We start from the raw sequence: 14,859 nt of genomic DNA on the forward strand, positions 1-14,859 counted from the left end.
TGTGAGTTCGACGTTGAGAAAGACCCGCCTTATTTCTCCAAATATCCTCCAGCGTAGGTAATTACACACATTGTTCGATAAGTTTTGTGATTTCCATACGCAACGCCGGCGACTTTAAAAGCAGGGTTAAAAATATTGGTGCGATGACCGCGTGAGGGTACGCCATCATCAATAATCAACTGCATAACAATATCTTGAGCCGTATTTGGGCCATAACTGATATTTTCCGCAGCCGTGGTTTGCCATTTACCATAGCGATTAATGCGTGTGAAGGGAGTGCTACCATCGCTACCATTATGACCAATTACACCCTTTGGGCCTTGGTCTTTAACATGATCTCTTGCGCCTAAAGACATTCCCTTAGATATTTTTAATGTTCCCACAGGACGGGCTGACTTGAGAAAGGCAGTAGCTTCGTCTACTGCTTTGACTCCTTCTTGGGTGATGAGATAGGTGTTAGTGGAAACTCTCACCCGATTACCTTGGAAACGTTTTCGATAATTTTCTATGATAGGGACGTATGATCTAGGATTTGCTCGTACTTTGTTCATCTCCTCGATCACCTGTTGTTCTAATGGTAAGAGATAATTTGCTGCTAACAAAGTTGAATTACTTGTTTGAACTATTGATGAAGTTGATTGTGCTAATGAGGAATTGTCTGTAAGCAGTGGGTGAGCAAAAAGAATTACTAAACTTGTAAAAATAAATATACCATATTGATTGTGAAGCATTAATTACCTCAAAATTTGTACATTAGTATTAAGTTGAACATGATGAAAAACAAATTTATCTAGGTTTTTACGCCTATTCTGCATAAAAACACCTGGATTTCGCTTTCGTTTGTAGCATTTGCAACTGAAAATGTAAACCTTATTTATACTTAAATTAAATTTTTTAGATTTTGATGCCAAAAATGTATTAATTTGTCATGAATAATCAATAATTGAAAATAATTTTTCTGAATATCTTAGTTACTATTAGCAATTGTAAGATTAATAAATCTGGACATTAGTTGATAAAAGTAAACTTAGCTAGAAGACAGTCACGTCATAATGTTAAACCGTCTGAAAATTAGCTCTAAAATTGGAGCCAGCTTTACTATCAGTATCGCCATTTTGAGTACCATAGGTTTTATTGCACATAGAAGTATTCAAGAACTAATTACAGCTTCTCGTTGGGAACGACATACTTACCAAGTCCTCAGCCAAATCGCAGAAATTAATAGTTTATTATTCACCGCAGAAACGGGGCAACGGGGTTACATTATTACTGGAGAACAGCGATATTTAGAACCTTATCAGGTAGCTACAAAATCACTAGAAGAAAAAGTTAAACAACTACAAAACATCACATCAGATAACCCTAAACAACAAGCATATATTGCCAAATTAGAGCCACTGATTAATGAAAGAATAAATGTGATGCAGTCTGTGATTTATTTGCGGCGAAGTCAAGGTTTTGATGCTGCTCAAAAGGCGATGCTCTCAGATAAAGGTAGAGGCTTGATGGTGAAAATCAAGAACACTAGCCAGCAGATGAATGCCGAGGAATTAAGATTATTAGAAAAGCGTACAGTTTTAGCAAGAACAGCCGCCGATAACACTCTATTTATTATATCTTATAGTATTCCATTAATAGCTTGTATTCTTGTTTTGATTGGGTATTTATTGACTAAACACATTTCCTCTCCCTTGCGGCAAATTTCTGATGCGGCCCAAAAGATGTCTAATGGGGATTTATCTGTTACTTTACCAGAGAGCGATCGCCAAGATGAAATCGGTGTGTTAGCACGCACTTTTAATCAAATGTTGGCTAACCTCAGAATTACAACTAAGAAGAACGAGGAACAAACTTGGCTGAAGTCTAATATAGCAGAATTGACGCAGTTATTACAAGGACAGCGTAGTTTAGAAAGCGTAACTAATCTAATTTTGTCAAAGCTTACACCACTGGTAGATTCACAGCAAAGCGTCTTTTATGTAATTGATAAAACTAAAGATGAGCCTGTATTTAAGTTAATAGGTAGTTACGCCTTTAATGAACGCCGACATTTAGCTAACCGGGTGCATTTAGGTGAGGGATTAGTTGGACAATGTGCTTTAGAAAAACAAAGAATACTATTAACTGAAGTTCCCAGTGATTATATCCGCATTAATTCGGGATTAGGTGAAGCTTTACCAATAAATATTATTGTTTTGCCTATCATGTTTGAAACCGAAGTGATTGCGTTAATTGAAATTGCTTCTTTTCACCGTTTTACTGAGTTAAATTTGACATTTCTTGAGCAATTCAGCGCCATCATTGGTGTATTCTTAAATAGTATTGATGCTAGCGCACAGACACAAAAGCTTTTAGATGAATCGGTAACTTTAGCAGCAGAACTCAAACAAAGTAATCAACTTTTAGAACAGCAAACACAGGAATTAGAAGATTCACAACAACTTCTCACACAGCAGCAGCAAGAGTTGCAACAATCTAACGAGGAATTACAGCAACTTAATGAGGAATTGGAAGAAAAAGCCGAGTTGTTGGAATTACAAAATAGAGAAGTTGCTCGCAAGAATCAAGAGATTGAAAAAGCTAGAAAATCTATAGAAGAGAAGGCAGAGCAATTGAGCTTATCTTCCCAATATAAATCAGAGTTTTTAGCAAATATGTCTCATGAGTTACGTACACCGCTTAATAGTTTGTTGATTTTAGCAAAACTCTTAGCAGATAATTCCGCAGGTAACTTAACTGGTAAGCAGGTAGAATATAGCCAAACAATTTACTCTGCGGGGACAGATTTGTTAGAATTAATTAATGATATTTTAGATTTAGCAAAAATTGAGTCGGGGACTTTATCGGTAGAAGTAGAAGAAATAGACTTTCAGGATTTATATCATTATTTAGAAAGGACATTTCGGCAAGTTGCCCAAACTAAAGGGTTAAGTTTCACTATTAAACTTGACGACAAATTACCAGCAACGATATCAAGTGACCCTAAACGCTTACAACAAATTCTCAAGAATTTGTTAGCTAATGCTTTCAAGTTTACCGAGCAGGGAGGGGTCACTTTACAAATTGGTGTAGAACAAATTAATAGCAAGAATCTGATGATTACTTTTGCTATTAGTGATACAGGTATTGGTATTCCTATTGAGAAGCAACAGATTATTTTTGAAGCCTTTCAGCAAGTAGATGGTACAACCAGTCGCAAGTACGGCGGAACAGGCTTAGGTTTATCAATTAGCCGCGAACTAGCGCATATGCTAGGTGGTAATCTGGGAGTGGTCAGTCAACCTGGACAGGGAAGCACTTTTACACTGTATTTACCGCAAATTTACCCAGGAACTAAGGCAATACCACCACAGCAGCCACTATCAATTGTCCCAGAAATTTTACCACCAGCGCCTACAGAAGATTTACAATCTATTACCTATAGTAGTAATATTGCCGACGATCGCCAGATAATTCAAAATGGCGATCGCGTCTTATTAATCATTGATGATGATGATAAGTTTGCCCGTATTTTACTCGATATGGCAAGGCAACAAGGCTTTAAAGGTATCGTTGCTTTCAGCAGTAAACAAGGTTTAGCCTTAGCAAGACAGTATCAGCCAAATGCCATTACTCTAGATATTTATTTGCCAGATATGGATGGGTTAGCTTTGTTAGACCGCCTCAAGCATGACCCCCAAACTAGACACATTCCTGTTCACATCCTTTCTGTAGATGACCGTGAACAACGAGCTTTACAGTTAGGTGCAATTACTTTTTTACAAAAACCAGTTTCGCCAGAAATATTAAATCACACATTAACCCAAATCAAAACTTTTATCGACCGCAAGGTTAAACGGCTTTTGATAATAGAAGATGACCCTGTACAAGCTCAAAGTATTATCGACCTTATTGGCAATGGTGATGTGCAAAGTATGGCAGTGAATACAGGAGGTGCAGCATTAGAAATGATCCGCTCACAACACTTTGATTGTATCGTGTTGGATTTGGGTTTACCTGATATGAGCGGTTTAGAACTGTTGGAAGAAATCAAACAAGAACCCAACCTAGCAAAACTGCCAATTATTGTTTACACAGGTAAAGAAATTAGTCGCCAAGAAGAAACCCAACTGCGAGGATTAGCTGAGAGTATTATTATTAAAAATGTGCGATCGCCAGAACGTTTACTAGATGAAACTGCCCTTTTCTTACATCGAGTCCAGGCAAATTTACCCCAACCACAACAGCAAATTCTCGAACAACTGCACCAAACCGACCCAGTATTAGCAAATCGCAAAATCTTAATTATTGATGATGACTTGCGAAATATCTTTGCCATCACCAGTTTGTTAGAAGGTTATCAAATGCAGGTAATATTTGCTGAAAATGGTAGAGACGGCATAGATATGTTGCAAACTCATCCCGATGTTAATGCCGTATTAATGGATATAATGATGCCAGACATGGATGGCTACGAAACAACCAGCCGCATCCGCCAAATACCACAATTCCGTACCCTACCTATTATCGCCTTAACCGCCAAAGCTATGCCAGGCGATCGCGAAAAGTGCATCCAAGCCGGCGCTTCCGATTACATCACCAAACCTGTAGACACAGAACAACTCTTATCTCTGCTGAGAGTTTGGTTATATCGTTAGTCAATTATTAATTGTAGGTTAAAATCAAGCTTAATTGTGGATAATTATCAAAAATTAGCGTAGTAAAGCAGATAATATGCGTTTGCATAATTAACAAATGTTAAATATCCAGCGTTTTGCAACAAATCTTTTCAGATTAAGATATTTTTTCTTAACTTTATTCACTGTTTGAAAATTTTTTCCTAACTGTCTTAACTTTCCTTGAATTTTTACTCTATTACTGAGAATATGCCAGCAGAATTCCACGCTGGTAGTAAATAACGTGAGTTCGACCAGCGTTGTTTTGACCTCTCCCCCAACCCCCTCTTAAGGGCAGGTTTTTCATAAAGTAATCAGTGAGGACTATAAGATTCAGTAAATTATCAGACTTTCATCTACCCCTACACCCCTACACCCTTATACCCCTACACCCTAAAATCAGTGTTTTTGGGTCGAAGTGTAAAAAACCTGCCCTTGAAAGCCCCCAACCCCTCTCTCTTGAAAAGTTCTGATCGCCGGAAGCCGGCGCTCAGACTTTTCGCTCCTACGAGGAGAGGGGTCGGGGGTGAGGTTTTTCCTTTCTCCTCCCTCTCCTACGAGGAGAGGGAGGTTGGGAGGGAGAGGTTCATCGAACTCACGTTAAATAGAAGGAAAACTCATGTCTGACATTAAAAAGCTTGGTCAAGCTTGGATATTTAACTGGTTCTTCGGCTTTAGCCAGATACCTACAGATGAAGATTGTTGCATTTATATGAAATCAGTTTTATGTTGCGCTAAAGGAGATGGAACTCTCTCAAGCGCAGAAAAGAATTGGGCTATTGGCTTTTGTGCATCCTGGGGAGTAGCAGACTGGGTAATTGAAGAGTTAAAAGCATACGAAGCAGATGAAAATTTAGAAGATGTCATTGCTCGTTCTCCTCAAGTATCCATAGCACAAAGAGATTTACTTCTCACCGCAATTAGGGCTTGTGCTGCTGATGGAGAAATTCATGAACAGGAAAAGGAAAAAATTCGGAAAATGGCTTCTATTATAGGGGTAAAAGAGGAGATAGTAGAGCAGTTAGAGCAGCTACATCAAGAAGAATTAGCATTACGTCAAAAGCGTGTTAAATTGCTATATCCAGAGAAAAGCCCCTATTAATCATCTGTTGTAAATAATTCCATCAATTTCGGCTAATTACTTATAATATGGGTTTTTTGGTCGGTAATAGGTAATTGTTCTGAACCATTACCGATTACCGATTACCTATTACCAGCCCTCAATAAAGATATCCATAATTTTGAATTTTGCATTAGTATCAAAACTGCCAAACTTTAATCGATTTATCCCCACTACCACTAATAAGGGTTTTGCCGTCACGACTAAAAGCTAAGGCGTAAATTCCGCCAGCGTGACCTTCGAGGGTGCGTATTAACTTACCTGTCTGTAAGTCAAAGATGGAAATTTTCCGACCTAACCCACCACTAGCAAAGGTTTTACCATCAGGTGAAATGACTACAGTATCTACACTCCCAACACCTACAGAAAAGTTATGAATGATTTTCCTCGTCTGCAAATCCCAGATTTTTAGATTACTGCCATCAGTTTGCTGAATTGACTGGTGGATATCATTGTAACCACCATTTACCAAAGTTTGCCCATTGGGACTGATGGCGAGGGAAAGCACCCTAGAAGCGCGTTGCGAAGGAAATACTGGAGATTTGGGTAAGGGTGGGGTTAAAGTTCTCAACACTTTACCATTGCTGAGATTCCATAACTTAATTGTGCCGTCGTTGCTACCGCTAAATAGAGTTTTGCCATCGGGACTGATGACTAAGGAAAATGCGTCTGCTTGCAAACTGCGGCGTAGTCGCCTGTTATTGGTATTCCACAACCTGACAGTCTGATCCATACTTGCACTAGCAAAGGTTTTCCCATCTGGACTAATGGCGATCGCAGTAATGGCGGCTTTATGTCCTGTTATATTAGCTAATAATTTCCCGCTTGCTATATCCCAAACCTTAATGACCCTATCATGACTAGCAGTGATCAGGGTTTTACCATCGGGACTAATTGCTACAGATGAGATTCGTTCTGTATGTCGGGTGAGAGTATAGCGTAACTCACCGCTTTTGAGATTCCACACCTTAATTGTTTTATCGTCATCCCCACTAGCTAAAGTCTGTCCATCTGCACTCAAGGCTATGGTGCGAATTGGGGCTGTATGTCCAGATAGAGTGATTGGAGATTTAGCTTGCTTGGTGGTGGTTTGAGGATTGGCTATAACAGGATATGTATGTACAGCACTAACTATAGTGGATGTTGTTAAGGCGATCGCGCTTAAGGCTGTCCACCATCTATATTTTCGCATAATTATGAATCAGTCAAACAAAAGCTTTGTCTTATTTGACTCAAGGCTGTCATCTGCTGTTCCGCAAATTTCCTGCTTGCATTAACTAGGGACTGTCAGTGGTACACCGTTATCTGTGGGTTTCAACTTGAGAATGAAAGAGACTGCTTTTAATGCCCATTGCGATGGCGATGTATAGTTAGCTGCTTCTTCCCCAAAGCAAATCTCTAACATCTGTGTATGAATAATTCCCGGATTTAAAGGAATAGCCGCCATCCCCGCAGGTAATTCTTGGGCTAAAGCACGAGTTAACCCTTCAATTGCCCATTTTGAGGCACAATAGGGAGCAACTAAGGGTGAAGTTGAACGTCCCCAACCAGAACTAAAGTTAATAATAATACCGCGTCGCTTTTCGATCATTGCCGGGACAAAGTAGCGAATTGTATGCACAACGCCTTTGATATTAATATCAATCAACTGGGAAAACTCCTCAGATGGAACTTCCCATAAAGGCGCAGGATGATTTGCGATCGCTGCATTATTAATTAATATATCTGGTGGTTCATACTGCTTCAGTATCTCCTCTGCCCAAGCTTTTACTTGCGCCTCATCTGCTACATCCACTGCCGTGAAATTATGGAGAGTACCAAATTTATGACGTAATTTCTCTACACCATCTGGGGAACGAACGCAACCAATAATCTTGTGTCCATCTTGAATAAACTTTTCAGTCAGTGCGTAACCTAAACCTCGACTGACACCAGTGATGAGGATGAGTTTAGTCATATTCTTCTTTTGCTAATGACCCAATTGATAGGGCAGTATTTCTGGCAATTCTATCAACGCTTTAATCATCTTCATTATTGGTGATGTGTCGCTAACTATAATCACAGCAAACCCATTGATTGCAGTGTTTGCAAATCAGCTTGAAACTCTTCAACATTGTAGTTGGTATATAAACCACGTTTTGCCAGTTCATGTTGAAACTCTAGCACTGTGATTCCTATCCAGGCTCGGACTTTACCAGCACTAATTTTACCTTGCTGGTAAAGTAATAAAGCAATTTCTAATTTCAGTTCATCCTCACTCATGTTTGATGCACGGAGGATGTCATCGGGAATTATGACGCTCATCAGGGGAAGTTCCAAGGCTTCATTTTTATTTTAAAACCGATATGTCGCATTGAGCGATCGCACCTCAGCGAACTCAACAGATAATTTTGGTGGGCAATGTCCACCCTACGTTGATTTTAGAAATTAAACAGGAAGCGCATAGCAGATATTTTATGGCAGATAGAACCCATACTTGGCGATAGTGTTATATCATGTCTGGCGATCGCACCCCAGCGAACTCAACAATAAGATCATAGGAAACTTAATTGTAAAGCTCTATTAAGCTGCATAACTTTCTGCCTATGGGGTGATGAGTTAATTATCAAACGCCCTCCTAGATGTATAGCCCCCTAAATATCAGGGGGTTTTTGCTGTTTTAGTTATTTTCTCAACAAAACAATTATGTAAAGAAATTCCTTTTAATATCACAAGCCGAAAATTTGTGTCCTATAAGATTATTAGTAAAGATATCTCAGCCGATAATATTTTCTTAATTATGTAGCAGTTGCCAGATGGATGAGGACATCGATAAGTCATAAAACTTGTAGAGAAACCTGTCCCCTGTCGCCTGTCGCCTGTCCCCTCCAATTGCTTATGATGCTATCCAAACCCAACTTAGAAGAGATAGAAATCAAGTTGTTGTTAGAAGGAGTTTACCAATACTATGGTTACGACTTTCGCAACTATGCTGTGTCTTCGCTCAAACGCCGCATTCATAATTTTATGCGCTTGGAGGGTTTGGAAAATATTTCCGCATTGCAAGAAAAACTACTCCACGATCGCACTTGCTTAGAAAGATTCTTGCTGAGTTTAACAGTAAATGTCACATCGATGTTTCGTGACCCCAGTTTTTACCTAGCTTTTAGGAAGCAAGTTGTGCCATTGCTGCGAACTTACCCGTTTATTCGCATCTGGCACGCTGGCTGTTCTACCGGAGAGGAAGTTTACTCAATGGCCATCCTCCTTCAGGAAGAAAATCTTTACCACCGTTGCCGGATTTATGCCACCGATACAAATGAGAAAGTATTACAGAATGCCAAAAGTGGGATTTTTCCGCTCAAAATGATGCAGGAATATACTCAGCTTTATTTAAGGGCAGGTGGCAAGCAGTCTTTCTCCGAGTATTACACTGCGGCTTATGACCATGCAATCTTTCGCGCTTCATTGCGCGAAAATGTCATCTTTGCCCAGCATAATCTAGCTACAGATAGTTCCTTTAACGAGTTTAATGTGATATTCTGCCGGAACGTTTTAATATACTTCAATCAGGTACTGCAAAAGCGGGTACACACACTGTTTCATAACAGTTTGTGCAGCTTTGGAATTTTGGGTTTAGGAAAGCAAGAATCTCTGAGATTTACTTCTTACGAGCAGTACTATGAAGAAATAGCCAAAGGTGAAAAGCTCTACCGGAGGCTAAATTAGTGTCGTTTAAAATTGTAGTTATTGGAACTTCTTTAGGAGGATTATCAGCACTACAAACTGTTCTAGGTGATTTACCTAGTGATTTCCAATTGCCGATCGCAATTGTGCAACATCGTCACAAGGACTCTGACGATACTCTGAGGGCAATGATTCAAGAATTTGTTGCCTTAAAAGTGCGAGAGGTGGAAGATAAAGATGAGATGCTATCTGGAACAGTTTACTTAGCCCCCGCAGATTATCATTTATTGGTTGAACCTGGTTCTTTTGCCCTTTCTACCGATGAACCTGTTTCCTATGCCAGACCCTCTATTGATGTACTATTTGAGTCTGCCGCCGATGTTTATGGCGAACAAGTGATTGGTGTAATATTAACAGGGGCTAATCAGGACGGAATGCAAGGGCTAAAAAAAATTAAAGCCAGGGGTGGTAAGACTATTGTGCAGGAACCTAGCACAGCCGCTAGTTCGATTATGCCCGCAGCAGCAATATCTGCTGTTGCAGTAGACTGGATTTTATCACTTTGTGAAATTGCTCCTCTATTAGTAAATCTTGGTAACTCTATACGGAAATGAATTCATGCAGCCAGAACCCAAAGTAAACATCCTCCTAGTGGATGATAAAGTGGAAAATTTACTGGCACTAGAGGCGATTTTAGAACGGCTAGGCGCTAATTTGGTGAGGGCGACTTCTGGGGAAGAAGCTTTGCGGAGTCTGCTGCATCAAGATTTTGCGGTAATATTATTGGATGTGCAAATGCCGGGGATGGATGGTTTTGAAACTGCCACCCTAATTCGTAATCGTGGGCGATCGCGTCAAACTCCGATTATCTTTCTCACAGCTTTTAGTACTAGCGACCAAATGCTATTTAAGGGTTATGCTTTGGGAGCAGTTGATTATCTCCTCAAACCCATAGATGCGAATATTCTCACTTCTAAGGTAACAGTATTTGTTGAACTTTTTAAGAAAACTCAAGCCATCCAGCGCCAAGCAGCCCAATTAGTAGCGATTAACCGTGAACTCAGGCAAAGTGAAGAACGTTTTCGTTCCTTGAGTACCTGTTCACCTATGGGTATTTTTGAAATCGATACTACAGGGAAGTGTAATTATACCAATCCCCGCTATCAGGCAATTTGCGGTTTGGATGCGACGGAGAGTATAGAAAAAAGTTGGCTAGATTCTGTTCATCCAGAGGATAGGGAAAGTGCGATCGCCAGTTGGTCTACTTATATCTACCAAGGTGGCGACTATTCAGAAGAATTTCGCTTTCAAACTGCTGATGGTAGCCTGCGCTGGGTGCAAGTCCGTTCCTCACCCATGCTTTCCGGTAACGGGGAATTACTCGGTTATGTCGGTACGCTAGAAGACATCACCACCCGTAAGCAATCGGAAGAAATCCGCGCCCAGGTCATCCGCGAACAAACCGCCAGACAAGAAGCAGAGGCGGCAAATCGCATGAAAGATGAGTTTTTGGCTGTTCTCTCCCACGAACTCCGCACACCCCTAACTTCGATGTTGGGCTGGTCAAAAATTTTGCGTGCCAAAAAACTCGATGAAAAAGCTACAGCCAAAGCGTTAGAAGCAATTGAACGCAATGCTAATTCCCAAGTGCAACTGATAGAAGATATTTTAGATGTATCCAGAATTATTCGCGGTCAGTTGCGGCTGAATTTATGCCCCGTTAACTTAAAGAATGTGGTGGAAGCAGCCCTAGAGGCAGTCCGTCCCCTTGCGGAGGCAAAAAGTATTAAAATTAACACCATGCTTGACTACAGCTTAAGCCATGTCAATGGTGATTCAGCCAGATTACAACAAATTGTTTGGAATCTGTTGACAAACGCGATTAAGTTCACCCCAAAAGACGGTGAAGTAGAAGTGCGGTTGGAAGGAATATATAGTGAAGTATCTGGTGATTTGACCGACGCGCAAATCCAAGTGATTGATACAGGGGTGGGTATTGAGGCGGAATTTCTCCCCAAAGTCTTCGAGAGGTTCCGCCAAGCTGATAGTACCACAACGCGATCGCACAACGGACTAGGACTAGGGTTAGCGATCGTCCGCCATTTAGTAGAACTACACAAAGGCACAATTTTGGCAGAAAGCCCCGGTGTAGGGCAAGGGGCGACTTTTACGGTGAGATTTCCCCTGATCCAAGAAAACCGGGAACCTCAACTAGTACCAACAGACAATTATTCTGTAGGGAGCGACAATTCCTCACCCCTAGCTGGTTTAAAAGTTCTCATTGTCGATGATGAAGCTGATAGCCGCAACTTTTTAGCATTCTTGTTTGAAGAGTATGGCGCAATTTCCTCAACAACTGCATCAGTTGAAGCAGCACTAGCCGTCATCGGACAGTTAAAACCAGATATCTTAATTAGTGATATTGGCATGGCGGAACAAGATGGTTATACCCTCATCCGCAAACTGCGGGCTTTACCGCTAGAAGAAGGTGGTAAAATTCCGGCGATCGCACTTACAGCATTTTCACGGGAAGAAGACCGCGAACAAATTCTCGCAGCTGGATTTCAATATCATGTAGCTAAACCTGTTGACCCCAGCAAATTAATTTCGGTGGTAGCCAGTGTTTTGCAACTATCTCCCCCAGTGGAAGTGAGTTGAGAAATCAGTTATCAGTTATCAGTTATCAGTTATAGCAGTAGCCACATAGGTTAGGACATTGATGAATCACAAAATCTTTATAGTAAGCAGGTTTTGAACCTGTCCCCTGTCCCCTGTCACCTGTCCCCTGCTCTATCAGTTATCAGTTGTCAGGTTGTGTTCACTGTCCACTGATAACTGTTCACTGTTCACTGATAACTGTCCACTTTCGATTGCTGCCAGAGGATAAGTTGTAATGGCGAACAGTATAACGCCCCATTGTTAATCTCGAACTCGTTTTCGGCTAACCAATCATAGATTTTTGCGGCTTTTGCCAAGGCTGCTTTTTCGGAACGGTAAAGCTGAGGAGTAGGACAATAGGCTTGACCGTTGAGGTGTATAGCAGCAATTTGCCAGTAGTCGCTGCTTTCACCTTCTGGTAAAACTTCTAAAAATCCGTTGCTATAAGGTTCAATTATTCCTATATTCATTGACAACCATTATTAAACGCAGTCTACAAGATGAGATACCAGCCTCAAGTAAAGAAAAGCTGGAATCACCTCTGTTAATGATTGTGTGTTTCTAGTCAAGGGAAATCTGACTTATTGGTCACTTTTTTGGCTAGCGCTGGCAACAAACACAGGTGACAGGTGACAGGTGACAGCGCAACACATCCATGATCTGTAGGGACGCACAAATGTGCGCCCCTACCTTGGTATTTGTGGCTTTTTTTCACATTGGTATAGCAGTAGCCACATAGGTTAGGACATTGAAAAATCACAAAATCTTTATAGTAAGCAGGTTTTGAACCTGTCACCTGTCCCCTATCACCTATCCCCTGCTATATAAGAACGAAACATTTATTAACAGCTTAATAACTATTAAACGGCTTGACTAGCTTCACCAGTCTATGATAAATCATAGTTAGTAGTTTTACGTAATCAAGAATACAAAATAATGACCTTTAAAAAACCATTATTTTGTCGTCTTTGTACGTCAAACCTTCTATATGACTGATTTTGAGAACAAACGCTCCTGTATACGGGAGTAAATTTTGCGTCGCTAGCTATACAAGTACTTGCACAATAATTAACACAAAAGTAGACAGGCAAACCTATGAAATTTGGCTTGAGAACTGTAGCATTTGCCATACCTTCTCTGCTTGTGAGCATCGCGGCGCTCTTAGCTTGCGGTTTCATACAAGCGCCCTTTAACATTCATCAACCATTGAGTAATTTGATGAATGATTTCCAACTGGGATTGATACCACTACTATTACTCGGTTGTACCCGTGCAATTTATGCCTTTGAAGAGAACTCATACATTACCGTGCGTAGCATGGACTGGTCTGATCCCAATATGTCTTTAAGTCTATGGGCATCACCTTCTGGTAAGAGTCGGGTAGGTGCTAACAACAATAGTCACGACAATCCCCTAAAATGGGAATCTAAGTATGCTAGCCTCGTTGTCTGTAACTATGGCAAGGGTACGACTGACGGGATGAACGAAAAGGGATTAGTGATCAATTTGCATTTTTTACCAGATGCTGATTACGGCGAACCCAATAAAGATCCACAGGGAAAACCAAATTTAGCGGTTTCAGGTTGGGGACAGTACGTATTAGACAAATTCGCAACCGTCGCCGAAGCTGTAGAAGACTTGAAAAAGCAGACATTTACTATTGTTACGGATCACATACCCTTTCTTGTTAAGGATAAGAATGGTGGTTATCAAAATGAGCCAAAAAAGATAGTGGTACATTTGGGCATTTCTGATGCAAGCGGAGATTCGGCAATTTTACAGTACGTAAAAGTTGACGAAAAGTCGCAGTTAAACATTTATCATCATAGAAACTATAAAGTGATGACTAACTCGCCGTATAATCGGCAATTAGAAATTTTAGAAAAACTCACAGATCAGAGTCAGGATGAAGAGCGCAAATGGAATAAAGACAAAATAGAAAATTTTGATTGGGATGCTTTAACGAGGAAGGATCTTAACGGAGACATAGTAAAAGAGATGACTCCACCAATGAATGGTGCTGATATTCGATATATCCGTGCCTCATTTTTTAGCGATAATATAGAAAAAATAACTGAACCAAGAATATTTTTGGAGGAAGAGACACAGGAGTTCTTTAAGGGAGAATGGTCATATGAAGAAGCGATCGCTAGAGCTTTTTCCTTAATTCGTAATATGTCAACGCCACTAAATGTTAAGTCATTAGATAACCCTTTCCTTTCCTCTACAATCTGGCGTACAGTTGCGGATCAAAAGAACAAGCGCTATTTCTTGGAAACCGCTAGGACTCTATATCCAATATATGTTGACTTACCTGAACTATTTAAGTCAATCCGCGACAAAACGCATAAGCTTGTTGTGTTTGAGCCGCCAAAGGTAAAAGGCGGTGAAAGCACTGATCTACAGCAAGAGCAGAAAGATAATAAAAAGATAGGCAAGGTTAACGAATATTTTCAGCCGACAGAAGAGGATTGGTTTGACTTTGACCCACTGTAATCTAAACAAGGATTAAACTAATACTGTTACAGCAGTTTCGCTATTCGTGAAATACTGTAGAGACGTTACATATAACGTCTCTACATGGTTTTGGATTTTACGCTTGTACTTCATTTACCCATAATATGCTTTAAACATCAAGCATGAACTATCAACCAACAACAGTCAACCGTCAACATGATTAACAATCTAACATCTTATTCATCTGCGTTTATCTGCGTTCATCTGCGTTCAATATTGTCACATGATAGGCAGTGCAGCGCC

At 40.4% G+C, this 14,859-nt stretch carries 11 protein-coding genes; 6 read left to right on the plus strand and 5 right to left on the minus strand.

What is annotated here, in order from left to right:
* Positions 1-29: 29 nt before the first annotated feature.
* Complete coding sequence (locus H6G83_RS02275) at positions 30-731, minus strand: CAP domain-containing protein (protein WP_190466304.1); 702 nt, start codon at positions 729-731, stop codon at positions 30-32.
* Between the two features lie 321 nt (positions 732-1,052).
* Between H6G83_RS02275 and H6G83_RS02280 the strand changes: the two genes are divergently transcribed.
* Together H6G83_RS02280 and H6G83_RS02285 are read left to right on the plus strand one after the other, a co-directional pair.
* Positions 1,053-4,637 carry a response regulator gene (locus H6G83_RS02280; RefSeq protein WP_190466309.1) on the plus strand — a complete coding sequence of 1,195 codons (3,585 nt, stop codon included), beginning with the start codon at positions 1,053-1,055 and terminating at the stop codon, positions 4,635-4,637.
* 637 nt (positions 4,638-5,274) lie between these two features.
* Entirely contained in the window at positions 5,275-5,757 is a 483-nt protein-coding gene (locus H6G83_RS02285; RefSeq protein WP_190466312.1) for a TerB family tellurite resistance protein, read from the plus strand.
* Between the two features lie 157 nt (positions 5,758-5,914).
* On the opposite strand, the gene H6G83_RS02290 is transcribed toward H6G83_RS02285, so the two are convergent.
* From H6G83_RS02290 to H6G83_RS02300, 3 genes are all read right to left on the minus strand, one after another.
* On the minus strand, positions 5,915-6,967 hold the full coding sequence (locus H6G83_RS02290) for a WD40 repeat domain-containing protein (protein ID WP_190466315.1): 1,053 nt from the start codon (positions 6,965-6,967) through the stop codon (positions 5,915-5,917).
* A gap of 81 nt (positions 6,968-7,048) precedes the next feature.
* The gene (locus H6G83_RS02295) at positions 7,049-7,732 is read right to left on the minus strand and encodes an SDR family oxidoreductase (protein WP_190466317.1); all 684 of its coding nucleotides are present in this window, start codon (positions 7,730-7,732) and stop codon (positions 7,049-7,051) included.
* Between the two features lie 101 nt (positions 7,733-7,833).
* The gene (locus H6G83_RS02300) at positions 7,834-8,079 is read right to left on the minus strand and encodes a UPF0175 family protein (RefSeq protein ID WP_190466319.1); all 246 of its coding nucleotides are present in this window, start codon (positions 8,077-8,079) and stop codon (positions 7,834-7,836) included.
* A 573-nt stretch (positions 8,080-8,652) separates the two neighbouring features.
* Here H6G83_RS02300 and H6G83_RS02305 point away from each other — a divergent pair.
* Genes H6G83_RS02305 through H6G83_RS02315 form a run of 3 tightly spaced genes read left to right on the plus strand, consistent with a single transcriptional unit; the run spans position 8,653 to position 12,099 of the window.
* Positions 8,653-9,483: a CheR family methyltransferase gene (locus H6G83_RS02305; protein WP_190466320.1), complete on the plus strand. Its 831-nt coding sequence runs from the start codon at positions 8,653-8,655 to the stop codon at positions 9,481-9,483.
* A complete protein-coding gene (locus H6G83_RS02310; protein WP_190466322.1) occupies positions 9,483-10,055 on the plus strand; it encodes a chemotaxis protein CheB in 573 nt (190 codons plus the stop codon). Before H6G83_RS02305 ends, H6G83_RS02310 begins: the two co-directional genes overlap by 1 nt.
* A gap of 4 nt (positions 10,056-10,059) precedes the next feature.
* Entirely contained in the window at positions 10,060-12,099 is a 2,040-nt protein-coding gene (locus H6G83_RS02315) for a hybrid sensor histidine kinase/response regulator (RefSeq protein ID WP_190466323.1), read from the plus strand.
* Between the two features lie 188 nt (positions 12,100-12,287).
* Here H6G83_RS02315 and H6G83_RS02320 read toward each other — a convergent pair whose 3' ends face one another.
* Complete coding sequence (locus H6G83_RS02320) at positions 12,288-12,569, minus strand: hypothetical protein (protein WP_190466326.1); 282 nt, start codon at positions 12,567-12,569, stop codon at positions 12,288-12,290.
* A gap of 625 nt (positions 12,570-13,194) precedes the next feature.
* Here H6G83_RS02320 and H6G83_RS02325 point away from each other — a divergent pair.
* A complete protein-coding gene (locus tag H6G83_RS02325) occupies positions 13,195-14,595 on the plus strand; it encodes a linear amide C-N hydrolase (RefSeq protein ID WP_190466328.1) in 1,401 nt (466 codons plus the stop codon).
* Positions 14,596-14,859 lie beyond the last annotated feature (264 nt).

Source organism: Anabaena azotica FACHB-119, assembly GCF_014697625.1.
GTDB classification, from domain to species: Bacteria; Cyanobacteriota; Cyanobacteriia; order Cyanobacteriales; family Nostocaceae; genus Trichormus; species Trichormus azoticus_A.

What these genes read in the sequence shown, in the direction of transcription:
- H6G83_RS02275 (WP_190466304.1), bottom strand. Translation starts at nt 731, where the DNA reads ATGCTTCACAATCAATATGGTATATTTATTTTTACAAGTTTAGTAATT.
- H6G83_RS02280 (WP_190466309.1), top strand. Translation starts at nt 1,053, where the DNA reads ATGTTAAACCGTCTGAAAATTAGCTCTAAAATTGGAGCCAGCTTTACT.
- H6G83_RS02285 (WP_190466312.1), top strand. Translation starts at nt 5,275, where the DNA reads ATGTCTGACATTAAAAAGCTTGGTCAAGCTTGGATATTTAACTGGTTC.
- H6G83_RS02290 (WP_190466315.1), bottom strand. Translation starts at nt 6,967, where the DNA reads ATGCGAAAATATAGATGGTGGACAGCCTTAAGCGCGATCGCCTTAACA.
- H6G83_RS02295 (WP_190466317.1), bottom strand. Translation starts at nt 7,732, where the DNA reads ATGACTAAACTCATCCTCATCACTGGTGTCAGTCGAGGTTTAGGTTAC.
- H6G83_RS02300 (WP_190466319.1), bottom strand. Translation starts at nt 8,079, where the DNA reads ATGAGCGTCATAATTCCCGATGACATCCTCCGTGCATCAAACATGAGT.
- H6G83_RS02305 (WP_190466320.1), top strand. Translation starts at nt 8,653, where the DNA reads ATGATGCTATCCAAACCCAACTTAGAAGAGATAGAAATCAAGTTGTTG.
- H6G83_RS02315 (WP_190466323.1), top strand. Translation starts at nt 10,060, where the DNA reads ATGCAGCCAGAACCCAAAGTAAACATCCTCCTAGTGGATGATAAAGTG.
- H6G83_RS02320 (WP_190466326.1), bottom strand. Translation starts at nt 12,569, where the DNA reads ATGAATATAGGAATAATTGAACCTTATAGCAACGGATTTTTAGAAGTT.
- H6G83_RS02325 (WP_190466328.1), top strand. Translation starts at nt 13,195, where the DNA reads ATGAAATTTGGCTTGAGAACTGTAGCATTTGCCATACCTTCTCTGCTT.